The organism is Paenarthrobacter sp. YJN-5 (assembly GCF_015040095.1).
GTDB classification, from domain to species: domain Bacteria; phylum Actinomycetota; class Actinomycetes; order Actinomycetales; family Micrococcaceae; genus Arthrobacter; species Arthrobacter ureafaciens.
The window spans coordinates 1,965,741-1,988,277 of record NZ_CP053544.1 but is presented as its reverse complement, the minus strand read 5'-3'; the positions used below and the strand labels follow the sequence as shown (position 1 = coordinate 1,988,277).

At 61.0% G+C, this 22,537-nt stretch carries 17 protein-coding genes and 1 pseudogene; 5 read left to right on the top strand and 13 right to left on the bottom strand.

Features of this window, described 5'->3' with window-relative positions; translation table 11 throughout:
• Positions 1-123: 123 nt before the first annotated feature.
• From HMI59_RS09480 to HMI59_RS09440, 9 genes are all read right to left on the bottom strand, one after another.
• Positions 124-1,908: a GAF domain-containing protein gene (locus HMI59_RS09480; protein ID WP_193593495.1), complete on the bottom strand. Its 1,785-nt coding sequence runs from the start codon at positions 1,906-1,908 to the stop codon at positions 124-126.
• A 4-nt stretch (positions 1,909-1,912) separates the two neighbouring features.
• The gene (locus HMI59_RS09475; RefSeq protein ID WP_227471597.1) at positions 1,913-3,073 is read right to left on the bottom strand and encodes an NAD(P)/FAD-dependent oxidoreductase; all 1,161 of its coding nucleotides are present in this window, start codon (positions 3,071-3,073) and stop codon (positions 1,913-1,915) included.
• Complete coding sequence (locus HMI59_RS09470) at positions 3,070-3,306, bottom strand: ferredoxin (RefSeq protein WP_193593723.1); 237 nt, start codon at positions 3,304-3,306, stop codon at positions 3,070-3,072. Before HMI59_RS09470 ends, HMI59_RS09475 begins: the two co-directional genes overlap by 4 nt.
• 5 nt (positions 3,307-3,311) lie before the next feature.
• A complete protein-coding gene (locus HMI59_RS09465) occupies positions 3,312-4,505 on the bottom strand; it encodes a cytochrome P450 (RefSeq protein ID WP_193593494.1) in 1,194 nt (397 codons plus the stop codon).
• A complete protein-coding gene (locus tag HMI59_RS09460) occupies positions 4,502-5,242 on the bottom strand; it encodes a gamma-glutamyl-gamma-aminobutyrate hydrolase family protein (protein ID WP_193593493.1) in 741 nt (246 codons plus the stop codon). Before HMI59_RS09460 ends, HMI59_RS09465 begins: the two co-directional genes overlap by 4 nt.
• 1 nt (position 5,243) lies before the next feature.
• Positions 5,244-6,017 (bottom strand): SDR family NAD(P)-dependent oxidoreductase, encoded by a 774-nt coding sequence (locus HMI59_RS09455; RefSeq protein ID WP_193593492.1) that lies wholly within the window; start codon positions 6,015-6,017, stop codon positions 5,244-5,246.
• Between the two features lie 66 nt (positions 6,018-6,083).
• Positions 6,084-7,529 carry a glutamine synthetase family protein gene (locus HMI59_RS09450; RefSeq protein ID WP_227471596.1) on the bottom strand — a complete coding sequence of 482 codons (1,446 nt, stop codon included), beginning with the start codon at positions 7,527-7,529 and terminating at the stop codon, positions 6,084-6,086.
• 224 nt (positions 7,530-7,753) lie between these two features.
• Positions 7,754-9,460 carry a sulfite reductase flavoprotein subunit alpha gene (locus HMI59_RS09445; RefSeq protein WP_193593491.1) on the bottom strand — a complete coding sequence of 569 codons (1,707 nt, stop codon included), beginning with the start codon at positions 9,458-9,460 and terminating at the stop codon, positions 7,754-7,756.
• Complete coding sequence (locus HMI59_RS09440; protein ID WP_193593490.1) at positions 9,450-10,823, bottom strand: aldehyde dehydrogenase; 1,374 nt, start codon at positions 10,821-10,823, stop codon at positions 9,450-9,452. Before HMI59_RS09440 ends, HMI59_RS09445 begins: the two co-directional genes overlap by 11 nt.
• Positions 10,824-11,206: 383 nt before the next feature.
• Between HMI59_RS09440 and HMI59_RS09435 the strand changes: the two genes are divergently transcribed.
• The 5 genes from HMI59_RS09435 to HMI59_RS09415 all read left to right on the top strand — a co-directional run bounded on the left by HMI59_RS09435 (position 11,207) and on the right by HMI59_RS09415 (position 18,620).
• A complete protein-coding gene (locus HMI59_RS09435; protein WP_193593489.1) occupies positions 11,207-12,721 on the top strand; it encodes an APC family permease in 1,515 nt (504 codons plus the stop codon).
• Between the two features lie 134 nt (positions 12,722-12,855).
• Positions 12,856-14,229 (top strand): aspartate aminotransferase family protein, encoded by a 1,374-nt coding sequence (locus HMI59_RS09430; RefSeq protein WP_193593488.1) that lies wholly within the window; start codon positions 12,856-12,858, stop codon positions 14,227-14,229.
• A gap of 157 nt (positions 14,230-14,386) precedes the next feature.
• Positions 14,387-15,502: a Zn-dependent alcohol dehydrogenase gene (locus HMI59_RS09425; protein ID WP_227471595.1), complete on the top strand. Its 1,116-nt coding sequence runs from the start codon at positions 14,387-14,389 to the stop codon at positions 15,500-15,502.
• A 207-nt stretch (positions 15,503-15,709) separates the two neighbouring features.
• The gene (locus HMI59_RS09420) at positions 15,710-17,203 is read left to right on the top strand and encodes an aldehyde dehydrogenase (RefSeq protein WP_193593487.1); all 1,494 of its coding nucleotides are present in this window, start codon (positions 15,710-15,712) and stop codon (positions 17,201-17,203) included.
• Between the two features lie 145 nt (positions 17,204-17,348).
• On the top strand, positions 17,349-18,620 hold the full coding sequence (locus HMI59_RS09415) for a M20 family metallopeptidase (RefSeq protein ID WP_193593486.1): 1,272 nt from the start codon (positions 17,349-17,351) through the stop codon (positions 18,618-18,620).
• 1,786 nt (positions 18,621-20,406) lie between these two features.
• Here HMI59_RS09415 and HMI59_RS09410 read toward each other — a convergent pair.
• From HMI59_RS09410 to HMI59_RS09395, 4 genes and pseudogenes are all read right to left on the bottom strand, one after another.
• Positions 20,407-20,727 (bottom strand): type II toxin-antitoxin system PemK/MazF family toxin, encoded by a 321-nt coding sequence (locus HMI59_RS09410; RefSeq protein ID WP_193593485.1) that lies wholly within the window; start codon positions 20,725-20,727, stop codon positions 20,407-20,409.
• The gene (locus HMI59_RS09405; protein ID WP_193593484.1) at positions 20,724-21,026 is read right to left on the bottom strand and encodes a hypothetical protein; all 303 of its coding nucleotides are present in this window, start codon (positions 21,024-21,026) and stop codon (positions 20,724-20,726) included. The genes HMI59_RS09410 and HMI59_RS09405 overlap by 4 nt, the downstream gene beginning before the upstream one ends.
• Positions 21,027-21,904: 878 nt before the next feature.
• Positions 21,905-22,039 (bottom strand): annotated as a pseudogene (locus tag HMI59_RS09400) (zinc finger domain-containing protein); the annotation flags it as partial.
• A gap of 287 nt (positions 22,040-22,326) precedes the next feature.
• On the bottom strand, positions 22,327-22,536 hold the full coding sequence (locus HMI59_RS09395; RefSeq protein WP_193593483.1) for a helix-turn-helix domain-containing protein: 210 nt from the start codon (positions 22,534-22,536) through the stop codon (positions 22,327-22,329).
• Between the last annotated feature and the right edge of the window lies 1 nt (position 22,537).

Sequence of the window (22,537 nt, the reverse complement as noted above, 5' to 3'; positions counted from 1 at the left end):
GGGTTACCAATACTTCAACGTAGCGAACAGCATCGCGGTGACCGCAGTGCCAATTGCACATTGAGATCCAAATGTGTGTGCGTGCCGGCGGCCCGGACGTTTTTGCTCCGGCGGCGGTTGCTTTCACTGAAGAACCGCGCGGTGGCCCTCTCTCATTGCCAGTCGCGCAGCAATACCGGTGGGGAGCCAGTCCCCTGCTTCTTCGAATGAATGACCGATGAGCTGTTCCACTCGTTGGAGGCGTTGCCGGAGTGTATTGCGGTGAATGTGCAGTTTGGACACGGTATCGGCAATGGATCCCTTGTTGGATAGGAGCATGGCGACCGTTTCGGCCAGCTGAGTTCCATTTTCCGCGTCGTAGAGCATAAGGGACCTGAGTTCAGCGAGCAGGTCTCTGATCTCTTCAGACATCCCTTCGCCAACAAGGGGCAGTTCTTGCAGATGTTCTATGTCGCTGAACGAGGTAACCCGTCGCCCGGACGTCCTGGCTACCAATTCTGTCCAGGCCAGTGCGGTCTCGGCGTCTGAAAGTGCAGGCTGCAGAGAGGCGACGTCGCGCGCCAGTGGCCCGATGCCGGCGAAAGCGGAGACGCCGCGGTGTTCGTCGAGCTCCGAAAGAGTTGTCTCCAGCTTTATCTTGATTTCTTCTCCTGAACCGGAGGGAGTATCGATAAAGAGCAGGCTAAGGGGCCCCTCAGTGAAGACCAGGGAGCGGGCGCCCGCCAATTCCTGGAGGTAGGGGGCGATGCGCCGGGATACAGCATCAGAGTCGAATTTCAGCCGTTTCACCCGAACCAGGACAGGGAGGGTTCGGCCCTTGGACCAGCCTGACTCCTCGAGAATGCGGGCGAATGTACTCGTGCCGACGCTTCGCAGCAGGCGTGAAGCGTGGGATGAACCTACCGATTCCAGTTCTACCGCCTCAAATAGAGCGGCCAGCTGAGAGCAAATGGCGCTGAGCCGGTCAAGTTCCCTGGTGGAATAGCGGCGCGGGCGGTAGCAGGTCACGATGCCCCGGGTACTCGTCAGACCGAAGGAGACAGATATCCGCTCGTGCCCCGCGAAGTTGGATTCAATGAATTCGGACGTTGCTGTCCGTGAATGAGTGGTCCGGACAATGCTTCCGCTTCGCTCGCCCTTGTCCATTGCAATGGCGGTGGGCGGCGATGTGGCGGGACCGCGGCCAAAGTATTCGATGACGCAGCCGTCGGAGCTCATGTGCTTGAGGATCGACTGGGCGGCCACTTGAGCGCACTGCAGGACGGAGGTGGCCGAGTTGATCGGGAAATCGACGAGGAAGTGCGCTGCTGCGGATTGGCGCCGCAAGTCATCAACAGTCTCAGCCTGCAGCAGGCCGCTGGCAAGCAGTATGCCCACCTCGTCCGCGATGAGCTTTGACTCCCATGTGTAGGCCTCCTCGGCATATGACCAGAGGCTGAACACACCCAGGAGCGTCCCGGTCGGAGCCACAATCGGGACTACCAGCATCGAATTGAAATCTTCTTCCTGCAGTTCGCTGATGCTGACGAACCGCGGATCCTGCTGAATATCTTTGTTAAGGACAACCGACTGCCGGGTAAGCCCTACCCAGCCGGTTACCCCCTCGCCGAGGCGAAGGGTAACCCTTCCAACTTGCTGGCTTTGCACTCCAGCCGTGCCTGCACGCATGACCAGGACCTGTTCCTGTTCATCCCACAGATAGACGAAAACCCCTGCTGAGTTTGTTGCCCTGGCTACCAGATCCACTGCCCTTTGAGCAAGCGCGAGCGGATCGGATCCTTCCATCATTAGCTGCGTGAGCTCGGACAGGGTATCTGCCCGGAGCTCTGCTATTTGGAGTTTCTGGCGATAGTCAGCGGGCAGGACCTCGTTCGGTTGCGAGGCCGCGGGCTCAGCAGGGGTATTCATCTTTTCAGCTTAGAAGGCTCATGCCCATGGACGCCCGGCTGAACTGCCTTGGCGCGTTGACGCCAATCCAGGCGGCCTCTTCCTCCGCCGATCCGACCCGGTACAGGGCGGCGTTGCGTTCCTCTGCGGCGTACACCTGGACAATTTCGCCCGCCGGCGGAAGCATGCCGTGTACCTGGACCTTTCGACCAAACTGTTCCGTCCATCCGTACGGGGCCTGTTCCAGTTCGGTGGATTCGAAGCCGGCGAAGTATTCAGCCAGGGCTGCGCCATGCCGTTGGGCCTGGGTCCAACTCTCGAACCGCCGATAGGTTCCGTCCTCGGCTTGCCGTGCCGAAACGTCTCCGATAGCGAAGATCCCGTCAGCGATTTCGCCGGTGCTCAGCAGGGCCTTCCCATCGGCAGTGCAACGGACTCCGTTGGAGAGGTCGAGCGCGCTGTAGGTGAGCCACTCCGTGTTGGGCCGGGCGCCGACAGCACTGATGACCAGGTCGGCCTGCAGGTCAAGGCCGCTGACGCTGACCGTCCAGTGGGCATCCGCCTTCTGGATGGATTCCACCGCAACTCCAAAGTGAGTCACAACACCGGCCTGGTGCATCCATGCCTTCGCCTCTTCCCCCAAGTGTCCCGAAAAGAAGCGCTGCATGGGTTGCGGAGCCAAATCCACTACCGTGACGGCAAGCCCGCGCTGGGCCAGCGTGGACGCCAGTTCCGCACCGATGGTTCCGGCGCCGATAATGATGGCACTGGCAGCCCCTGCATCCACTGCGGTGCGCAGGGCCAGGGCATCCTCGGCGGTTCTAAGGCTGAGAACGCCCGCCGGCTCATTCGGCAACCTGATCGAACCGGCGCCTGTTGCGATGACGACCGCGTCAGCCGCTACCTCTCCGAGCTTGTCCAGCAGGACCGTCCGCTTGTCGGTGAGCAGCCCGATCGCCTTTGCGTTGAGGACCGGCGTAGCCTCCGGCCACCACTCGGCCGCCTCCACGGGACCAGTGCCAAGAAGAAACTGCTTGGACAGCGGCGGCCGGTCGTAGGGCGCGTTCGGGTCTGAATCTATGACGATAAATTCGCCGGCAAAGCCCAGCTCACGACTGCGTTCGATCAGCATCGCCGATGCAACCGAAGCCCCAACGATCGCTACCCGCTCCGGCAGATGTGTCACGACGCCGAGACCTCTGAGGCCTTTTCGCCGGCCTCGTTCGTTTCCCGTTCCAGGATTGCCCGTTCAGGACAGTTCCGGATGGCCTTGCGGACGTTGGGCTCGTCGCCGCTGTTTTCACGGCCGGGAATGACGTGGGCGTAGCCTTCCTCGTCAATCTCGAACGTTTCAGGTGCCAGGGCCCAGCACCGGGCGTGGCCTTGGCAACGCCCTCCGTCAACCCAAAGTTCTCCCATGGTGATCAAGCTCCAATCTTGAGGGTCAGCGGGCCGACACCGTGCCACGGTTCGTCGTCATTCGCCCGTTCAAAGTGAGGGACAGCCTTCAGGAATTCCTCCATGGCAATAACCATTTCGGCGCGGCCAAGGTTCGATCCAAGGCACCGGTGGATACCTCCGCCGAAGGCCAGGTGGCGATTGTCTTCACGGTCAATCTTGATTTCATTCGGTTCTTCGTAGACCTCCGGGTCACGGTTCCCCGCACCGAAGACCAGCACGACGCGTTCGCCGGCCTTGATCTCCTGGCCCCGGACAACAGTATCGGCCTTGGCCGTGCGGGCCATGGCCTGGACGGGAGAAAGCGTCCGCAGGAACTCCTCGGCAGCTGTGGGGATCAGGTCCGGGTCCTCACGCAACTGCTGCTGGGCCTGCTGGTTGCCGGCAAGATACCAAAGGGCAGAACGAATCGCCCAGGCGGTCGTATCCAATCCGGCCAGGAAGAGCAGGTAGCAGTACGACAGCAGCTCTTCACGCGTGAGCTTCCGTCCCTTCACTTCGGCTTTCAAAAGCTGGCTGATCAGGTCATTGGTGGCTTCCGCTTCCGGTCCGGCCTTTTCCCGTTCGTCCAGAAGGCGGTCGAAGTAGTCGTTCAGCTCGCGTCCGGCCGCGTATGCAGTTTCCGGATGTGCGGTGCGCTCATAGATGATCTCATCGATCCACCGGTCGAAAATCGGCCAATCCTGCTCCGGATATCCGGCCAGCCGGCTAAAGATGATCGTCGGCATCGGGCGGGCGAGCTTGGCCGAAACGTCGACGACGTCGCCTGCCTCGAGGACTTCCTGGCACAGCTGCCTGGCGGTCTCCCGCATTCCCGGGCCCAGCTTTGAAACATTCATGGGAGTGAACATCGGTAGCAGGATCTTGCGGAAGTCAGCGTGGGTCGGCGGATCGATGTCGATCGGAATGAGGGGGACATCGGTGCCAAAGGCGGGAAGGAGCATTGAGGGGCCGACGGCGAATGTGTCCGGATCCTGCTCTGCATTGAAGATGTCTTCGCTCTTGGTGATGTACCAAAAGCCTCCATACTTGTCGCTGTGACCGACAGGACCGTTGGCGAGCATGTCCTGGTAGTCGTCGAAAATGTTGTCGAGGGCCCGTCCGTGGAAGTCAAAGTCTGACTTGTTGTGGCTGAGCCCGTGCTCGGTTTCTGTGCTCATGAGTATTGCTCCTGAAGTAGTTGCTCTGACTGTGCGTGCGCCGCGGCCTTCTCCACGAGATCCACGAAGAGAGCCTTCTGGGCTTCGTCATAATCGACCATGTGTTCGGGATGCCACTGCACCCCGACCAGGCTGGCATCATCGGCTTCGATTGCCTCGATGACGTCCCCTTCCCGTCCCACTATGCGGAGGCCCTTGCCGAGCCTTCCCAGGCCCTGGTGGTGGTAGCTGTTCACCGGGATGCTCAGGCTTTTGGCGATCCGGGCAAGTTCGGAATCAGGTTCCAGTTGCACCCTGTGCCATGGTTCGTGTGAAGGGTTGTCCTGCCAGTGCCCTCTGTCCGGGCTTACTTCCTGGACAAGGGTTCCGCCGCGAATGACGTTGACAAGCTGCATCCCCCGGCATGTCGCCAGGACGGGTATGCCACGCAGCATGGCCTCGTTGTAAAGCTCGATTTCGAAATCGTCCCTGATATCGCACACGTCGTAGACCGTGTCGATCGGGTCCTCGCCATACAGCCGGGGGCTGATGTCGCCGCCGCCGGTCAGGATGAGCCCGTCGAATCCCTCAAGCGCCCCATCGGGGATTGTTGCCGTTGACGGAAGAATGGCAGGACGGCCGCCCGCGGCAAGGACGCCGTTGGCGTAGGCCATGTTCTGGACCGTTGAAGGCATCGGGCCAAAGGCGGTATCGACAGTTTGCCGAGCCGCTGAAATGGCAATAAGGGGCGTCCTCATGTCAGTAAACCAGCCAACCACCGTCGACGTGGATGGTGGTACCGGTCACCCAGCTGGCCTCGTCGCTGGCCAGGAACGCGACTGCGTTGGCAACGTCGGACGGGCGGCCGATACGACCAAGCGGCGTACGGTCGAGGAGGAATTTCACGGCCTCCTGGTTCTCCAGCACGGACTTGGTGAACGGGGTTTCGATAAACCCCGGGGCAACAGCATTGACGCGGATCTTGGAAGACGCGGTTTCGATGGCCAAGGCCTTGGTGAACATCAGGAGCGCACCCTTGGAAGCGTTGTAGTGCACCTGGGGGTGCCCGCTGCTGGCGATGACGATGTGGGCCTCAACTGAGGTGATGTTGACAATGGCGCTGGTTGAATCGTCGCCTCGGGCGGCGGCGCCCTTCTCCAGCAGCGGACGTGCAGCCTGGCTGACGAGGAACGGGCCTGTGGAGTTCACGGCGAAGACCTGGTCCCATTCTGCAACGCCGAGGTCATCGAAGTTGCTGCCCTTGACGATGCCTGCGTTGTTGACGAGGGTGTCGAGCCGGCCGAACTTGGTGTCGATCTCGGCCATGCCGCTACGGACCGAGGCTTCATCGGCGACGTCCATAACAACAGGAACCATCTCCGGGTGCTGGCCAATCAGGCGCTCGAGCGCGGCCTCGTCACGGTCGAGGGCTACGACGGTGGCGCCCTCCTTGAGCAGCTTTTCTGCGATGGCAAGGCCATTTCCGGACGCGGCTCCGGTGACTGCAGCGATCTTTCCGGGGTGAGTAGTCATTGGGTGTTTCTTCTTTCTTGGTAAGGAAAATGGTGGATTGAACGCTTCTCAGCGCTGCACTGGGCGCTAGATTCGTTCCAGGTAACGTGTGATTTCGAAGTCGGTGACACTGGTCTGGAGCTTGCGGAGCTCCCAGCGCCTCGTCTGGACGTAGTGGGTCACGAAGGTTTCACCGAAGTACTCCTTGGCGACCTCGCTTTTCTCGAACTGTTCGATGGCCTGGTCAAGTGTTCCGGGCAGCTGCTTCACCTGGTGACCTTCTTCCAGGGCGTAGGCGTTGCCTTCGACGCGATCGGGAGCTGTCATTCTTGTGTCCACGCCGTGCAGGCCGGCGGCGATGCTTGCTGCGATTACCAGGTAAGGGTTGGCGTCAGCGCCCGGTACCCGGTTTTCGATGCGTGCAGCACTGCCCTTTGACGGGATCGACCTGATGGCGACCGTACGGTTGTCCAGCCCCCAAGTGGCGCTTGATCCGGCCCACTGCCCGCCTTCGGTCCGCTTATAGGAGTTGATGGTGGGCAGGTAGATGGCCGTCAACTCTGGTGCCGTCTCGACGACGCCTGCCAGGTAGTTGTACCCGATGGCGCTCAGCTCGCCGGGCTCTTCGGCATTGGCGAAGGCTGATTTGCCGGACTCCGGATCCCAAAGGCTCTGGTGCATGTGCCCGGAAGATCCGGCCCATTCGGGATTGATCTTGGCCATGAACGATGCCGTGTAGCCGGCCTCAGCCGCCACTTCTTTGACAGTGGCCTTTAGCCGGAGGGCGTTGTCCGCTGCTGCCAGAGCATCGGAATAGTGGATGTTCATCTCGAACTGGCCCGGTCCGTTTTCGCTGTTGCTGGCCTCGATGAAAATACCCTGTTCGGACAGGCGGCGCCGGATCTCACCGATCAGGAACTCCGTGCCTGTGTCCCTGACAAGGCTGTAGGTGTGGCTGCCAGCAGTAATGGGAGTCAGATCGCGCCAGCCTTGGGCGGCAAGCTCCGTCGGAGTGCCTTTGAACAGGTAGAACTCGAACTCGTAGGCGCAGACCGGTGAGTAGCCGAGGTCTTCGGCCTTCTTGACAACCCGCTTGAGAATGCTTCGGGGGCAGATTGCCGCTGGCTCGCCCGACATCTCATAGGCGTCGCAAATGACGGAAGCTACGCCGGGTTCTCCGGGAACGACCTTCAGCGTGCTGAGATCCGGGAGTAGGGTCACGTCTGGATAGCCAGAGTCCCAGCCCGTGTAGCTGAGATCCGAAATGATCTCGTCCTGAATGTCCCAGCCGAAGATGATGTTGCAGATATTCGTTCCGCGCTCAGCGACGCTTTCGAGGAAGTACCGGGCGGGGATGCGCTTACCGCGCCAGACACCGTCCAGGTCCACCACGCCTACTTTGAATGTTTTGATGTCGTTTTCGGAGACGAATTTTTGCAGTTCGTCGTGGGCTGACGCCGTGGCAGTTTCTTCCTGCATGTCAATAGCCTCGAGTTCTTGGAGGTCCTCCGGGACCTGTGTGATCGGATTCACTGTGTACCTCTTTATCCTCATTGATATTGGTTACTAAAGACACTAAATGGGTGGTGTGCTTGGCGTATGTGCAACGTGCACATCATGATTGCCGGCTACATGCATGCGGTAAGCCGGCTCACACTCGAAGGGCCCTCGAGCCACAGAGGCCCATGACTTTTTCGTGCTCCTGCCCGGTTCCGAGGGCACGAAAGTCTTCTCGGAACCGGGCAGGGCGAGGTGACCTAGTAGACGTCCTTGACGTAACGTCCTTCGCCCTTCATGGACTGCAGGTAATCCTGCGCCTTATCAAGGGTCATCGCGCCGTGGCTGCTGAGCACCGCCAGCAACGCTTCGTCGATGTCAGGTGCTATCTGTTTTCCGCCGCAGACGTAGACAGAGGCGCCGCCCGACAGCCACGCGAAGATCTCTTCACCTTCTTCGCGGATCCGGTCCTGGACGTAGACCTTGCCCTGTTGATCCCGAGAGAAAGCCAGGCTGAGCCGATCCAGCACGCCGGTGCCCTGCAGTTCTTCCATTTCCGTCTGGTAGAGCCAGGAAGGCCTTTCGTGGCGGTCTCCAAAAAACAGCCAGTTCCGTCCCCGGGCCTGTGAGACTTCACGTTCACGGAGGAAGCCACGGAACGGGGCAACTCCGACACCGGGACCGATCATAATCACGTCAGCTGAGCTGTCGGGGGGCAGGTGGAACTCGTGCGCCGGAAGCGGGAACACTTTCATGGCTGTCCTGGTCTGCGCGGCGGACTGGAGGAAACCGCTGCACGCACCCGTATGACGGCGGCCGGCAGTCTCGTATCCCACGGAGGAGACCGTCAGGTGGACGCGGTCCCCGTCAGCGAGAGGGCTGGATGCGATGGAGTACGACCGGTGCTGCAGAGGCCTCAGCATAGAGAGGAACTCTTGGGGGTCGACGTCCTTTGAACGGGTTTCCTGCAGCACGTCCAGCATGTCCCGTCCCCACAGCCAGTCCTCCAGCGCGTTCCGGTCACCGGACTCAACCAGGCTCCGCACAGGATGGTCCGTCGCAAGATTTTCGACAAGCCAGGCCACAATGCCCAGATGGGGCAGCCGAAGCTCATAATCGTCCTGAAGCGACTCGCGTACGGTCTTGCCGTCATCGCCGAACACCTCGCTGCCCTCGAGGCCAAGGAACGCGAGCAGGTCTTCCACGAGCTCGATGGAGTTGGCCGGAATCACAGCAAGGGAGTCCCCTGGCCGGTAGTTGCGGCTGTCACCGCTGACCTCAAGCTCATAATGCCATACCTCTTTTTCGGACCCCGGCGCGCTCAGGAGGCGGGCCTCGACGACCGTGGCGGTATCAGGTTCCCGTCGTGTGCTCTTGGGCTGCTCGGCGGCCCTTGTGCCCTGGACAGTGGAGCCTTCCGGGTTCGTCCCTGGCTTCCTCGGAGCAACAGTCTTGAAGGTCTCAAGCATGCCCTTGATCCACTTGCCCGACGTCAGATCATAGTCAACGTCGCAGTCGATGCGGTCGAGGATCCTTTTGCCACCGAGCTCGCCAAGGCGCTCGTCAAGGTCGACGCCGGCCTTGCAGAAGTCTTCGTACATCGAGTCGCCAATGGCGAGGACCGCGAAGGGAACATCCTTGAACAGGTCAGAATCGGCGCTTTGGAGCTGATCCCAAAACGGTTGCGCGTTGTCCGGCATGTGGCCGTTGTCGTGGGTGGCGGTAACGATCAGGACGCGTTCCTTGCGTGCCGCATCGTCCGGGCTCAGCATGTCCAGGCTCATGAGCTCCGCTGAATACCCCTGGGCATTTGCCTTGTCCACGATGTTGGACGCAAGGAATTCCGCGTTCCCGGTCTGGCTGCCGTAGAGGACGCTGAGGGTCTGCACAGCGGTGTCTGTTTCGCTGGAAATTTCGGAAGAGGTGCCGTGGTCGGTGCGGACCAGTTCCCCTGTGTCAGTTGTCACGATCGGTCCTTACAAAGACGGTTTTGAGTTCGGTGTAGGCCTCGATGGCTGCCTGGCCCAGTCCGCGGCCGATGCCGGACTGCTTGAAGCCGCCGAAGGGCGTTTGCATCCGGATTGAAGAGTTGGAGTTGACTGAGAGCGCGCCGGATTCCACTCCCCGTGCGGTCCTGAGTGCCTGGCCGATATCGTTGGTCCAGATTGAGCCGCTAAGCCCGTAGATGGAGCTGTTTGCCAGGGCGATGGCTTCTTCTTCGGTGTCAAAGGGAATGACCGAGGCGATGGGGCCGAAGATCTCGTCAGTTGCCACCCTGCTCTTGGGGTCCGGCGCAATGACAATCCGGGGTGCCATCCAGAAACCGGGACCCTCCGGTGCTTCGCCGGCTGTGACAACGTTCAGTCCGTCACCGAGGAAGCTCGATACGGATTCGCGGTGGCCGGCCGATACCAGGGGGCCGAGGTTTGTTGTGGCGTCGAGCGGGTTACCGATCTTCAGGGCCCGGGTTGATTCGATGAACCCTTCAACGAACTCGTCGAAGACTCCCCGCTGTACGAGAAAGCGGCTGCGGGCGCAGCAGTCTTGCCCGGTGTTGTCGAAGACTGACATGGGAGCCGCCTGAATGCACTTCGCAAGGTCAACGTCGTTATAGACGATGCTGGCGGACTTGCCGCCCAGCTCGAGTGTTACTCGCTTCATCGTCTTGGACGCGGCCTGGATAATCGACCGGCCGGTTTCGGTGGAACCGGTGAAACTGACCTTGTTAACGCCGGGGTGTTCGGCAAGGGCGTTACCGACGCGTGCCCCGGATCCGGTAATAACCTGGAGCGCGTCGCCTACGACGCCCAGTTCGTTCACGATTTGGCCGAGACGGACAGTGGACAGCGGGGTAAGGGCCGCCGGCTTGACGATGACAGCGTTGCCGCAGGCGAGGGCGGGTGCAATACCCCACGACGCAATTGGAAGGGGGAAGTTCCACGGGGAGATTACGGCTACAACGCCCATGGGCTCGCGGAAGGTCATGCTGATGCCACCGTCCACGGGGATGGTGTCGCCGAGGATCTTGTCGATAATGCCCGCGTAGTACTTGAAGCATTCGGCTACTCCGAGCACTTCCTGACGGGCGGCGGCCAGCGGTTTGCCGACGTCGGTCGATTCGAGCAAAGCCAGCTCATCGCTGTGCGCGATGACAGCGTCTGCGATGGCCCAGAGGGCATCACGGCGTTCGGCGATAGGCTTTCGCGCCCAGATGCTCTGCGCCTTCCGGGCACGTTCGACAGCGGCGTCGACTTCGGCCAGGTCGTGCGAGGGGACCTCACCGATGAGTTCTTCTGTGGCGGGATTGTAGACGGAAATAGTGCTGCTCATACTCGAGTGCTCCTTCAGGAGAGTGGTCTTCGTCGGAAGATTCCTAGTCCGTTTGGGAAGTCTGGGAAGCTCCGTTGTTACCGAGCATGCCCGCGCACCCGGTCCATGAGCGAGTGCGACGGGCACCACATCAATGAGCGCCATGTGCAAACTGCACACTGAAGCGATCGGGCGCGGAAACTGTGCATTGCGACCATGAACGGTGGCGACAGTGTGCAGGGCTGACACAGGCACGGGCAGCACCGGACTTTAGGCTGTAACGCAGTTCACACGCTTGTGCGGCAAGGGGGCCGCCAAAGCTGAGTTCCGCGACGCCTGATTCGGTTCCGTTTTATCGAAGGCGTCGTGAAGATCATCGAACTTCGAACGTCCTGGAGGGACGAATGGCAACTAACGATGTTAAATTTGAGCCCGTGGATGCGGGACCCAACGGAATCTTGAGTCCGGACAAGCTACTTGGCCGCGGGCTCGGCGTCGGGTCGATCGTGTTCATGGTCGTGGCCGGTGCCGCACCGATGACAGCTGTCGTCGCCGGCTGGCCCGTGGTGGTCTCTGCTTCCGAAGGCACGGGCGGCCCACTGTTTTTCCTGATTGCTACGGCGATCCTGTTCCTGTTCGCCGTGGGCTTCACACGGATGACACCCTACGTGAAGAACGCAGGGGCCTTTTACTCGTACATTCAGACGGGCCTCGGCCGTGGCATGGGGCTTGGTGCATCAACCTTCGCACTCGGCACGTACCTGCTCCTGTTTCTCGCACTGTGTTCCTACCTGGGATCGGCGGCCCAGACCACTGTCCACGACCTGGGTGGTCCGGATCTTCCCTGGTGGCTGTGCAGCCTTGTGCTGATGGCAACGTGCGGTGCCCTTGCGTACCGGGATGTCGAGCTCTCCGCCAAGGTCCTGGGCGTGGTCCTGGTCATCGAAACTGTCGTTCTGTTGACAGTGAATATCGGCGTCGTCGTGCATGGTGGTGCCGAGGGGTTGAGTGCTGACTCGCTGTCTCCCGCACGTTTGGGGGAAGGTGTGCCCCCGTTGGGTGTCATGTTTGCCTTCTTCTCGTTCATCGGCTTTGAGGCGACCGCGGTTTTCCGCAATGAGGCGCGTGACCCCGATCGGACAATACCGCGCGCAACGTACATTGCCGTTCTCGGCGTCGGCATCTTCTACACCTTCACCGCATGGGCCATGCAGGCCGGCGTCGGTGACAGCCACATCGTCGAACTGGCAACAGACGATCCCACCAGTATCGTGGTCGGTCTGGCTGCCAAGTACGTTTCGCCTGTCCTTGCCACTCTCCTTCAGGTCTTCCTGATCAGCAGCCTCTTCGCGTGCATTCTGACGTTCCAGAATGTCCTCACGCGCTACCTGTTTACCCTGGGATCCCAGGGCGTGCTGCCGTCAGGGCTTGGCACCGTCCATCCTCGCCACCGGGCTCCCTCGAAGGCCTCCTTGACTGTGTCGATTGTGGCAATTGCCCTGCTTGGAGTCGAGGCGCTCATCGGGCTTGACCCGGTGACGGAGGCCTACACCTGGTTCTCCGGATCTGCGACGCTCGGTGTGGTGGTTCTGATGGCCCTGACCTCATTCTCGGTGCTCGTGTTCTTCCGGAGAAAGGCAAAGGGAAAGCTTTGGGCCACGCTGTTCGCGCCGGCACTTGCAGTGATCGGTCTCGCGGTGATTGTCTTCCTGGTCGTGCAGAACTTCGGCCTTCTTGTCGGCGGCGACCTCGCGGCAGGCATCCTGCTGTCGGTGATGGGAGCCCTGTTTGTCGGCGGTTTGGTGACCGCCCTGGTAATGCGTTCAAGCCGGCCCGCTGCCTACGCCGCGCTGGTCCCTGCGATGTCAGACCAGGAGCACGAACCCGCTGAAAGCCGGAACGGCGCAGCCGCGGAATAAGCGCGGCACATCCCTCCTCCGGTGCCCGGGTCGTGGTCACGAACGACCACACGGGCACCGGAGGCACTGCCGTCGTATCCGTCTTGTCGTGGCAGTGCCAAAGAAGCCAAACCTTAAAGGAGTTTTCCAGTTCCATGAGCGCTCTGTTGAAGCAGACCCTTGACAAGACGTACCCGGTGGTCACGCATGGCCAGGGAGTCTACCTGTACGACTCAGCCGGTCGGCAGTATTTGGACGGCTGCAGTGGCGCCATGACTGCAAACATAGGCCATGGGGTTGAAGAAGTCGCCGAGGCCATGAAGCATCAGGCCGGCCGTGTGGCTTTCACATATCGGACCCAGTTCACCAATTTGCCCGCCGAGGACCTGGCGCGTCGGCTCACCGCTATGGCTCCCGGCGATCTTGACTGGGCGTTCTTCGTAAACAGCGGCTCGGAGGCGTCCGAATTCGCCATTCGGTCAGCCGTCAGCTACTGGCGCGAAAGGGGCGCCCCGGGCAAAGTCAAAGTCCTCGGCCGGAACATCAGCTATCACGGCATGACTATGGGAGCGCTCTCGATGTCCGGGCACGCAGCACGCCGCCCCGACTACGGGCCGTTGTTGCATGCGTTCCCCTTCGCCCCGCCAGCCTATGCATATCGCTTCGCTCAGCCGGGCGAGAACGAAGAGGACTACGCGCTGCGGGCTGCGAGAGCCTTTGAAGAAGCCATTCGGAACGAGGACCCCGGCACGGTGGCAGCAGTGATCGTGGAACCGATTGTCGGAGCCGCAGGCGGGGTCCTGACGCCTCCGGCCGGCTACTTCTCCCAGCTGCGCGAAATCTGCGACCGGTTGAATGTGCTGCTGATCATTGATGAGGTCATCACGGGCATCGGGCGCACGGGCGATTGGTTCGCGAGTTCCTACGAGAACGTCGTGCCGGACATTCTCCTTATGGGCAAAGGATTGAGTGCCGGTTATTCCCCCGTAGCCGGCGTCCTGCTGCGAAGCCACATCGTCGAGGCGCTCAGGGAGGGCAGCGGTGTCGCTCCGTTCGGGCACACCTTTTCGGGGAATCCCCTCGGCGCAGCCACCTGCCTGGCGGTCCTGGACTTCATGGAACGCCGGAACGTCCTCGCGAACGTCCGGCAACGGGGGAAGCAGCTTGAAGAAGGTCTGCTCTCCCTGGCAACCCGGTACCGTTGCCTGGCCGACGTCCGCGGCCGGGGCCTGCTGTGGGGCTTCGAGTTCGTTATGGACCAGGAAAGCAAGCAGGCACCTGATCCTACGCTCGGAGCGGCCAACACATTCGTGCAGGAATGCCTCGTCCAGGGGCTCATCGTCTATCCGGCCGGCATCGCCCCTCTGAACAACGCCGTGATCCTGTCCCCGCCCTTGGTGATCAACGAAGAGGAGACACAGGTACTGCTGGCGAAACTGGAGAAAGCCCTCGGCGCCATGGAACGCCACATTGAGCGCTGGGCAGGTGTGGGTGACAACCGGCAAGTCCGAGTTGGAAGCGGCAGCTGACCCTGATCCCGGCAGGTCCACAGCGGAGCTGACGCTGGTCACCTTGCACATAGCGGTCGTAAAGGCTGTTCCCTCCACACACTTTTGAAACTCCACCAAGGCCGAAGATGGGGGAAGCGACCCATCTGCTAGCACCTTAACCATCAAGGAAAGCCAAGTGACTACACCGATTCTTGCCGCCGTGCTGGAAAAGCCCGGATCCCCTCTCCAGATCCGCGAACTGCTGCTGGACGATCCGGAGGACCATGAGGTTCTCATCCGGACCGAGCGCGTGGGACTGTGCCATAGCGATCTGCACTACCTGAAGGGGTCGCTGGATATCTCTCTGCCGGCTGTCCTCGGGCATGAAGTCGCAGGCATTGTCGAGCGTGTTGGCTCTGCGGTCACAAGAATTAAGACCGGTGACCGGGTCGTGGCAACGGTCACCCCCTCCTGTGGAGCCTGCCGTAACTGCATCAGCGGGCGCCCGACTCAGTGCGAACGGGTCGATTCAATGCGTGAGCGGGCTCGCCCCAGGCTCCTCTCACCTAATGGATCAAGCGTTGAGTCGCTCGGCGGTATCGGCGCATTTGCAGAAGCCTTCCTGGTGAAAGAGGCATCCGTTGCAGTGGTCGGCTCGGACCTGCCTCCCAAGGTGGCGTGTCTTCTCGGTTGCTGCATCAGCACGGGAGTCGGCGCGGTTATTCACGGCGCACGGGTGGGGCCAGAAGATACTGTTGCCGTCATCGGTTGCGGCGGTGTGGGGATAGCGGCCATTCAAGGTGCCAGGTTGGCGGGCGCGAGACGAATCGTTGCCATTGATGCCGTGCCGACGAAGCTGGAGCTCGCCCGCCGTTTCGGTGCCACGGACGCTGTTGTCTCATCACCCGACCCCACAGAAACGCTCAGTCACGTCCGGTCACTTCTTCCCCAGGGTGTAAGCCATGCAATCGAAGCGGTAGGCCGCAGCCAGACAGCGGAACTCGCCTTCTCGCTCCTGAGCCCAAACGGAACCGCCACCATCCTCGGTCTCATGCCCACAGGGTCCGAACTGCGCATCCCCGCAGATGCACTCGTCTACGGTGACCGACACCTGCAAGGCGCCTACATGGGCGCGAACAGGTTCCTCAGCGACGTCGACATGTTCACGGACCACTACCTGAACAATCGACTGGATCTCGATGCAATGGTCACTAAGCAACTGCCCTTCGAACGCATCAACGAGGGATTCGAAGCGATGGCGGAAGCATCAACGATCCGCGTGGTGCTGAACATGACCGACAGGCAATCGTAATCCGGACACCTCTGTAGATCGTCCCCACAGCGGCCTGTTACGGCGATGGCATCTGATTCTGCGCCACGGCCAGGGCGGAACGAAAGCGGCGCGACGTGGCGCTGCAAATCCTCCTACACATGAACAACCAAACGTCAGGGCCCAGCCTTTGCCAACACTGGCCATGGACGACAAAGACAACGAACGAAACCAGAGGAGCCACCTTAGATGACTGCTGAAGGACTAGCACAACTGACAGAGATTGCCCCCGACCTCGTCGAGCAACGCTCCTTTGTTGATGGCGCGTGGGTGCAGCTCGAGGAAAGCGGCCGCTACCTCACCAACCCCAATACCGGCGAACCCCGACAGCCGATGCGCAAGACCGCAAAGAATGATGTCGAGCGCGCACTCGCCGCAGCAGCGACACTGCACGGGTCCGGAAAACTTGAAGACATCAAACTCCTCGACCGTCTTGAGCTCCTGACAAAGGTAGCCGCGTCCCTCGATGCCAAGAGCGAAGAAATCGCCTTGCAGGACAGCATCAACACCGGAGTCCCTATCCGGACCACCCGCCTGATTGCTGGCGCACTCGGAGACAGAATCCGCGGAACTATCAGTGAAGCGGAGCAGCTTGGTGAATCGGAGACCCTTGACCATGACAGGTCTGTGGTTATCCTGCGCAAGCCACTTGGCCCCGCCCTCATCGTCGGCCCCTGGAATGCCCCAACCTTCACCGTAGTCGGCAAAGTGGCGGCAGCCATCGCGGCAGGTTGCCCGGTGATTCTCAAACCCTCCGAGAATGCCCCCGGCGGTTGCCAGCTCTTCGCCGAGTCGATCGTGGCTGCCATGACCGAGCTTGATTACCCGAGCTCCGCGTTTCAGCTGGTTCATGGAAATTCGGAGACAGGGTCACTGCTGACATCAGACCCCAGGATCGAGGCTCTTTCGTTCACAGGCGGCGATTCCGCAGGCCGCACAGTCGCGCAGGCCGCCGCATCCAATCTGGCGGTGATGCAGATGGAGCTCGGATCCAACAATCCCGTGATCATTCTGGATGATGCCGATGTCAGCTCTGCGGCTCGGTCCATTGTGCAGGGCATGACCCGTCTCAACGGCCAGTGGTGCGAGGCGCCCGGCAAGGTCCTGGTTGACGAGTCCATTCACGACCGTTTCGTTGAAGCCATGAAGTCCGAACTCAGTAAACTTCGGGTCGGAAACGCCCTGGATGAATCGACGCAAGTGGGTCCCCTGGCATTCCAGCGGCAGCGCGATGGCTTGAAGACCTCAGTGAACCGGCTCCTAGAACTGGGGGGCAAGCTCATCACTGGCGGCGAGCTGCCGGATCTTGACGGCTGGTTCATGGCGCCGGGGATGATCGTCGGATGTGCCGCCGAGGCCGCCTCCGAAGAGCTTTTCGGGCCGCTCGTAACGGTACATGCCGTACATACGGTTGAGGAGGCGCTTAGCCATGCCAACGGCCTCGCAACCGGCCTGGACGCCTACGTTTTCGGCGGCAACGAAGCAAGGGCCATCGAAGTGGGATCCCGTATTCGTGCCGGTGAAATCCGCATCAACGGCACCTTCATGAGCGACCTCGCCGGAAATTCACGCCAGAGCTTTTGGGGCACCAGCGGTATCGGTGGTCACGGTCCGCAGTACGGCGTCCGCTTCTTCACCGGCGACCGCGTGATCGGCGTGGACAGGACCGATCTTCCGCTCTAAGGGTCATATCCGACCGCAACATGAAGCCACGCCCCGCGGCGCTTGAGACAAATTTTCCGGGAGAACGTGACTCACGGTCACGAAGAGCGTCCCCGCGTACGTCAGGATGGCGCAGCGGGGCGGCCAACACGAGAAAGTCCTTCAAATGACAGATACGACAACAACAGACGCGGTGCCGATTTCAGCGCTGAGCTTCCTTGAGGGTGCCTCGGCGGCGAACCCGTCCTTTGGAAGTGACTTGGTTGATTTCCGCAGGGAAATGCACGCAGAACCTGAAGTCGGCCTGTATCTGCCCCGTACCCAGGCACGCGTCCTGGACGCAATCAAGGGACTCGACCTCGAAGTAACGGTCGGACAAGCCGCTTCCTCCGTGGTTGCGGTACTACGAGGCGGAGCCACTCGCACCCCGCCCGGGAGCCGCCCCACCGTGCTGCTCCGGGGTGACATGGACGCATTACCCGTGGCAGAAAAGACGGGATTGCCCTTTGCTTCGACCAATGGAGCGATGCATGCCTGCGGCCATGACCTGCATACAGCGGGCCTGGTTGGTGCCGCGCGTTTGCTTTCGTCCGTACGTGACAGCCTGACCGGCGACGTCATATTCATGTTCCAGCCGGGGGAAGAGGGACATGACGGGGCCCGCATCATGTTGGAAGAAGGTGTTCTTAGCGCGGCTGGCAGACGCCCGGATGCTGCCTACGCCCTCCATGTCGTCTCGGACATGCCGTCAGGTGTGTTCACCACCCGCGCTGGCGCCTACATGGCAGCCTTCGGGGATCTCTCCGTAAAGGTTATCGGGCGTGGCGGGCATGGCTCCCGACCCTTCCAGGCCCTGGACCCCATACAGGTAGCTGCTGAAATGCTTGGTGCCCTACAGACATATGTCACCAAGCGCTTCAACGTTTTTGATCCCGTAGTCCTGTCCGTGGGCCAATTCCATGGCGGTTCAGCCTCTAATGTCATACCTGACTCGGCGGAATTCTCGGCCAGCGTCAGGTCCTTCAGCCCAGGTGTTGAAGCGCGGCTCGCCCAGGAGCTGCCGGACCTTATTCGGCAACTGGCGACCGCGCATCAATTGACGGCTGAGGCAGCGTTCACTCCGATAATGCCGGCGACCACCAATCACGACACCGACGCCGAACTTTGGAGCAGGACTGCACGCACATTCTTTGGTGAGCACCGGTTCGTACCGAGCCCCAACCCCAGGACAGGCTCTGACGATTTCTCGCGCGTCCTCGTTGAGGTCCCCGGAGCGTACGGTCACCTCGGAGCCGGGTCTCCGGATGTCGACCCCGCAGAGTGGGCTCCCATGCACTCGCCCAGGGCAACGTTTGATGACAGCATCCTGGTCGACCAGGCACAATTCATGGCGGGCGTGGCACTTGGAAAGCTCCAGGAGCTGGAGGTTTTGGGGTAGCGGCGGGCGCAGCTTGATCGTTTCCCGGAACATCCTCCGCCTCCACTTGAAGCACTGCGCGTGGCAGCACTGGCGTAGGAGCTCCGAATGGACGGCACCCCAATCACTCAAGCTGACGCAACCCCAACCTGACGTCAGGCACGTACTCACAACGAGTGAGAACGGGGATCGACTCCTCGCGTCCTGACCATGGATCGAGAAACTCGTGGAACGAAATCCGGGCACTTCTCGTTCGTGGCCAAGCGGCAGCGCAGCATGTTCGTTCGGGTTGGAACGGCTTCGCCAGAAGTGGCCAACGTCAACTGTAGGTTGGAGCGTACATGAGGCGGTCACTTTGGTTGTCGTCTCACGACACCTTCTGCGGAGGCGGGCAGACGCCCGCCAGTGAAATGGAGGCGAAGGGTTTCCTTGCTGATGCCGAACTCGCAGTCCAGGCACCCTTCCCGTCGCCGTCGGCAGCCTTGGCTGAACCTCCCGGCCTGACGGTCGAGAGTGCCTTTTTGCGTCCGCGATAGACACCATGACAGGGGCCAGGACGATCCCTTACCACTCCTGCCGAGCTGAAGCCGGCGGCTACGCGTTCCGCCGGCCCCGTTTCCCAAGGCTGGAGCAGCTGCTACAGCCAACCATGGTCCTGGCCCGGTTCGGCTGAGCTCTGATCATCGCGGCCAGTCATCGCGTGAACGTGGCCGAGGGTAGGCTTCGACAGCCCTTGGCTCACAAGGGGCGAGCGGAGATGAGTGTGGAACATTGTGGGGAGCAGTGGTGTGCAGAGTGCACATATGCCTTGCATGGCACGTATTTAGCCTTAAATCAAGCGACAAACATGGTGGCGTCTCGGAACAAGGAAGTGATGGAGATGATGTCACGAAGACTAGCTCGATCCCGCTATGAGCTGTATGTCGGGCAGGATGGGCACCCTCAAAACGCGAGGAAACTTCTCGGTGAGTCTTGGGAGCACTTGGACTCGGATCTCCTCCCAGAGTGGAACGGGGATCGGTCGGTGCCCGATGCCAGTATCAGAACCCACACGATCAATTGCTCGAACGCCAACGAGCGTCCCTTCTGAAACTCGATGCCGAGGGCCACCAAGACCAGTGTTGCTACCACGCTCTTGCTGATCTAAAACAGTCGCAATGGGATCCATGGTGTCGCTCATGATCAGTCCTCCAAGTAAGGTAGCGCCCGGTCGCCGGGACGTTTTTGTGAGTCTGTTCAACAGCCCGTCCCGGCCGACCAGACCGCCCCTGCCCCTGGTCCCAACAACGGGCCACGATAGTTCGTCGGTCTCCGGGTCGGTCTCCGATACGAGCAACCGCCGGCGGGGCCGACATGCTCCGCCGGGCCGCCGTTTTAGCCCAAAGCAAGGGCTCCGGGAGTGGCGTGAGCCGCATCCAGTTTGACGGCAGGTCAATCAGGGTGCCTCACACACACAGTTAAGGTCAGGGACCCGGAGGCGCGGGAATGAGCATGTGAGACTCCGCAGGCTGGCCCGTTTGGTGAGCTCTGAGCTCATCAGCACGTGGGGCCGACAACTCCTGATCAGAAGGTGAGCGAACACCACTGGCCTCGTGATAGAGCCGATCACTCTCCGAACGCTCCGGCATTGACCCCGCGGACGACCCCGATAAGCTCGGTCGTCAGCGGTGCTCTCTACGTCGACAACTACCAAGCTGTAGTGGCTGAATCCACACTGTGCGAAGTATGCCCACGCGCCGCGGAAGGCTTCACGAGAATCTCTGCGACCTACTCCAAGGGTTGAGGCCGTTGCACGATAGCGGCTTGATCAGAGCATTCCCAGTGCGGCCAGGAGCCCTTGATTCACCAGGGTCATCGTCTGCGGGGAGAAGGATGAGACCACACCGAGGACTTCATCGTCGTAGATGTTCTCGATGTCATCGCAGACCACGTACCCGGCCATGGCCTCCGTCTCGCTGAGCTTGACGATCGACGGGATAGCTGGTTTGTCGGACGTCGTCAGACGGGCCGCCAGAACCGAGCCCAGCTGGGCGTTGCGTCTGTTGTTAGAGACGACAACAAAGAGCTTGGGCTCATCCAACCCCACGTCAGCTCGAACGACCTGCCCCCGCAGATACGTGGGGCTCATCCTTCGTCGGCCCAATGCGGACGGCGACGACGGGAGACGCTCTTGCGCTCGACCGGATTCTGCTCCCGGGCAATGGCGGCATAACCATCAGCCTCGATCTGTTCGCGGACGGAACGCACTCCGGCTTCCCACACGGCATGCATCACAGCGGCCTCACTGCTGGATTCCACCAGCTGCTCACCGACGAGTTCCCCGAGTGCCGAACGATGAGCTGGGGACGTCTTCAGGAGCTCCAGGTCCTTGAGATCCTGGGTCGTAAGTGAGAGGTTCTTCCGAGTCGGACGTTCGAGCGTAGCCATGCATCAATAATTGCATCACCCTGCGAATCACGCAATGAAGCAGAAGATGGCTTCATCCGGCGATGGGCTCGGCGACCAGTCCGGCCCGACAAATCGGCAGCCGATACTCGCGCCCTTCCCGGACGACAACCTAGGTCCATGACACCCACCAGACAGCCCCGACCGTTGCCCCCGTGATGCAACAACGTGATGCACTAGGGCATGGAATCTGTGTCACGCGATGTTCAAACGAAGGACTCCCTGGCACGAAAAATGCCTAGATCACGGGCGAGAGGGGTCCCGTCTACTGCGATCTCGGGCCCCATCAATGACGTGGCACCAACGGCAGGCCGCATAACGTGTGCGCTGGAGCGCTGGCACGTCGAGGCGAGCGGCCGCTACGAAGATCGGGGTCCGCAAGCTGCCCGTCTCCCGGTCGATGGGCAAGCTGGCGCAGGTAAAGACGGCTCTGTCCGGCGGAATGTTTCGCGATCTCCATCACCCTCAGAGCCCACCAGGCCGAGCAGGCAGAAACCCAGTTGCTCAGCGGGGACCATAAGTACCGAGAAGCAGATCGCAGCAACACCGGGACCCAGTAAGGATATCTTCGAGATCGCTCTGGAACCGCATCCCGTGCGCTTGGCCAGAGGATTGCCGGAGAGCGGGAACTCGAGGTAGACGCCCAAACCGAGCCTCGCTGCCTCGGCTGCCTGGCCCGACTCACCTCGCGCCGAACCCAAGAACCGGCAATCTTACGTTTCAACAGATGGACAACGCGGTTCAAGCAACCCCAGTTAGGATTCCCGAGCGACTATACATTCACGTACAGTGCCTCGAGAGACGACCCCGTTCTGAGAAGATTCGTCCACTCAAGGATTGAATGAACACGTTCGTCCGGACTACCGTTTCCGCTGGCAGACCGGGCAAAAATGGCTCGATCGGTTCATGAATTTTTCCCGTACGATCGGCGTTCCGCAGCGCTTGCAAGGGTGCCCGGCGAGCCGATAGACATTTAGGCTTCGATCAAAATAACCCAACTACACACGTTTGTGACATTCATTCACACGTCAGTCGAATCGTCAGTCGAATCGTCAGTCGACTCGTCACGCGATCACAATTCGACTCACTCCTGGGCGGCCCTGTCCCGATGAGCCTTCGCTTCGCCTCACGCTCCAGAAGGTGGTCGAGGAAGACCTTGCGGATGGCTATCTTCTGCTCGTTAGTCAGCGCCACGGTCTTCCCTCCCTCATTAGTCGAGACGACCATACTGAGGACCACTGACACAAGATGCGCGGAGACAAACTGAAGGGGATCCGCATGATTAGCCGTCGCTCCTGAGCTCGAGCTTCAGGCCCAGCGCCTGCGCGACCTTCGCGATGGTCGCGGTCGACACGTCGTGGTTCGTCTCGACGCGCGCTATGGTCGGGCGTGACAGCCCGGACTTCTCCCCGAGCTCCGCCTGCGACCACCCCTGCTTCTTCCGGGCCTCGCGGATGACGTCGCCGAAGCCTTGCTGCTCCGCCTCGCCCATG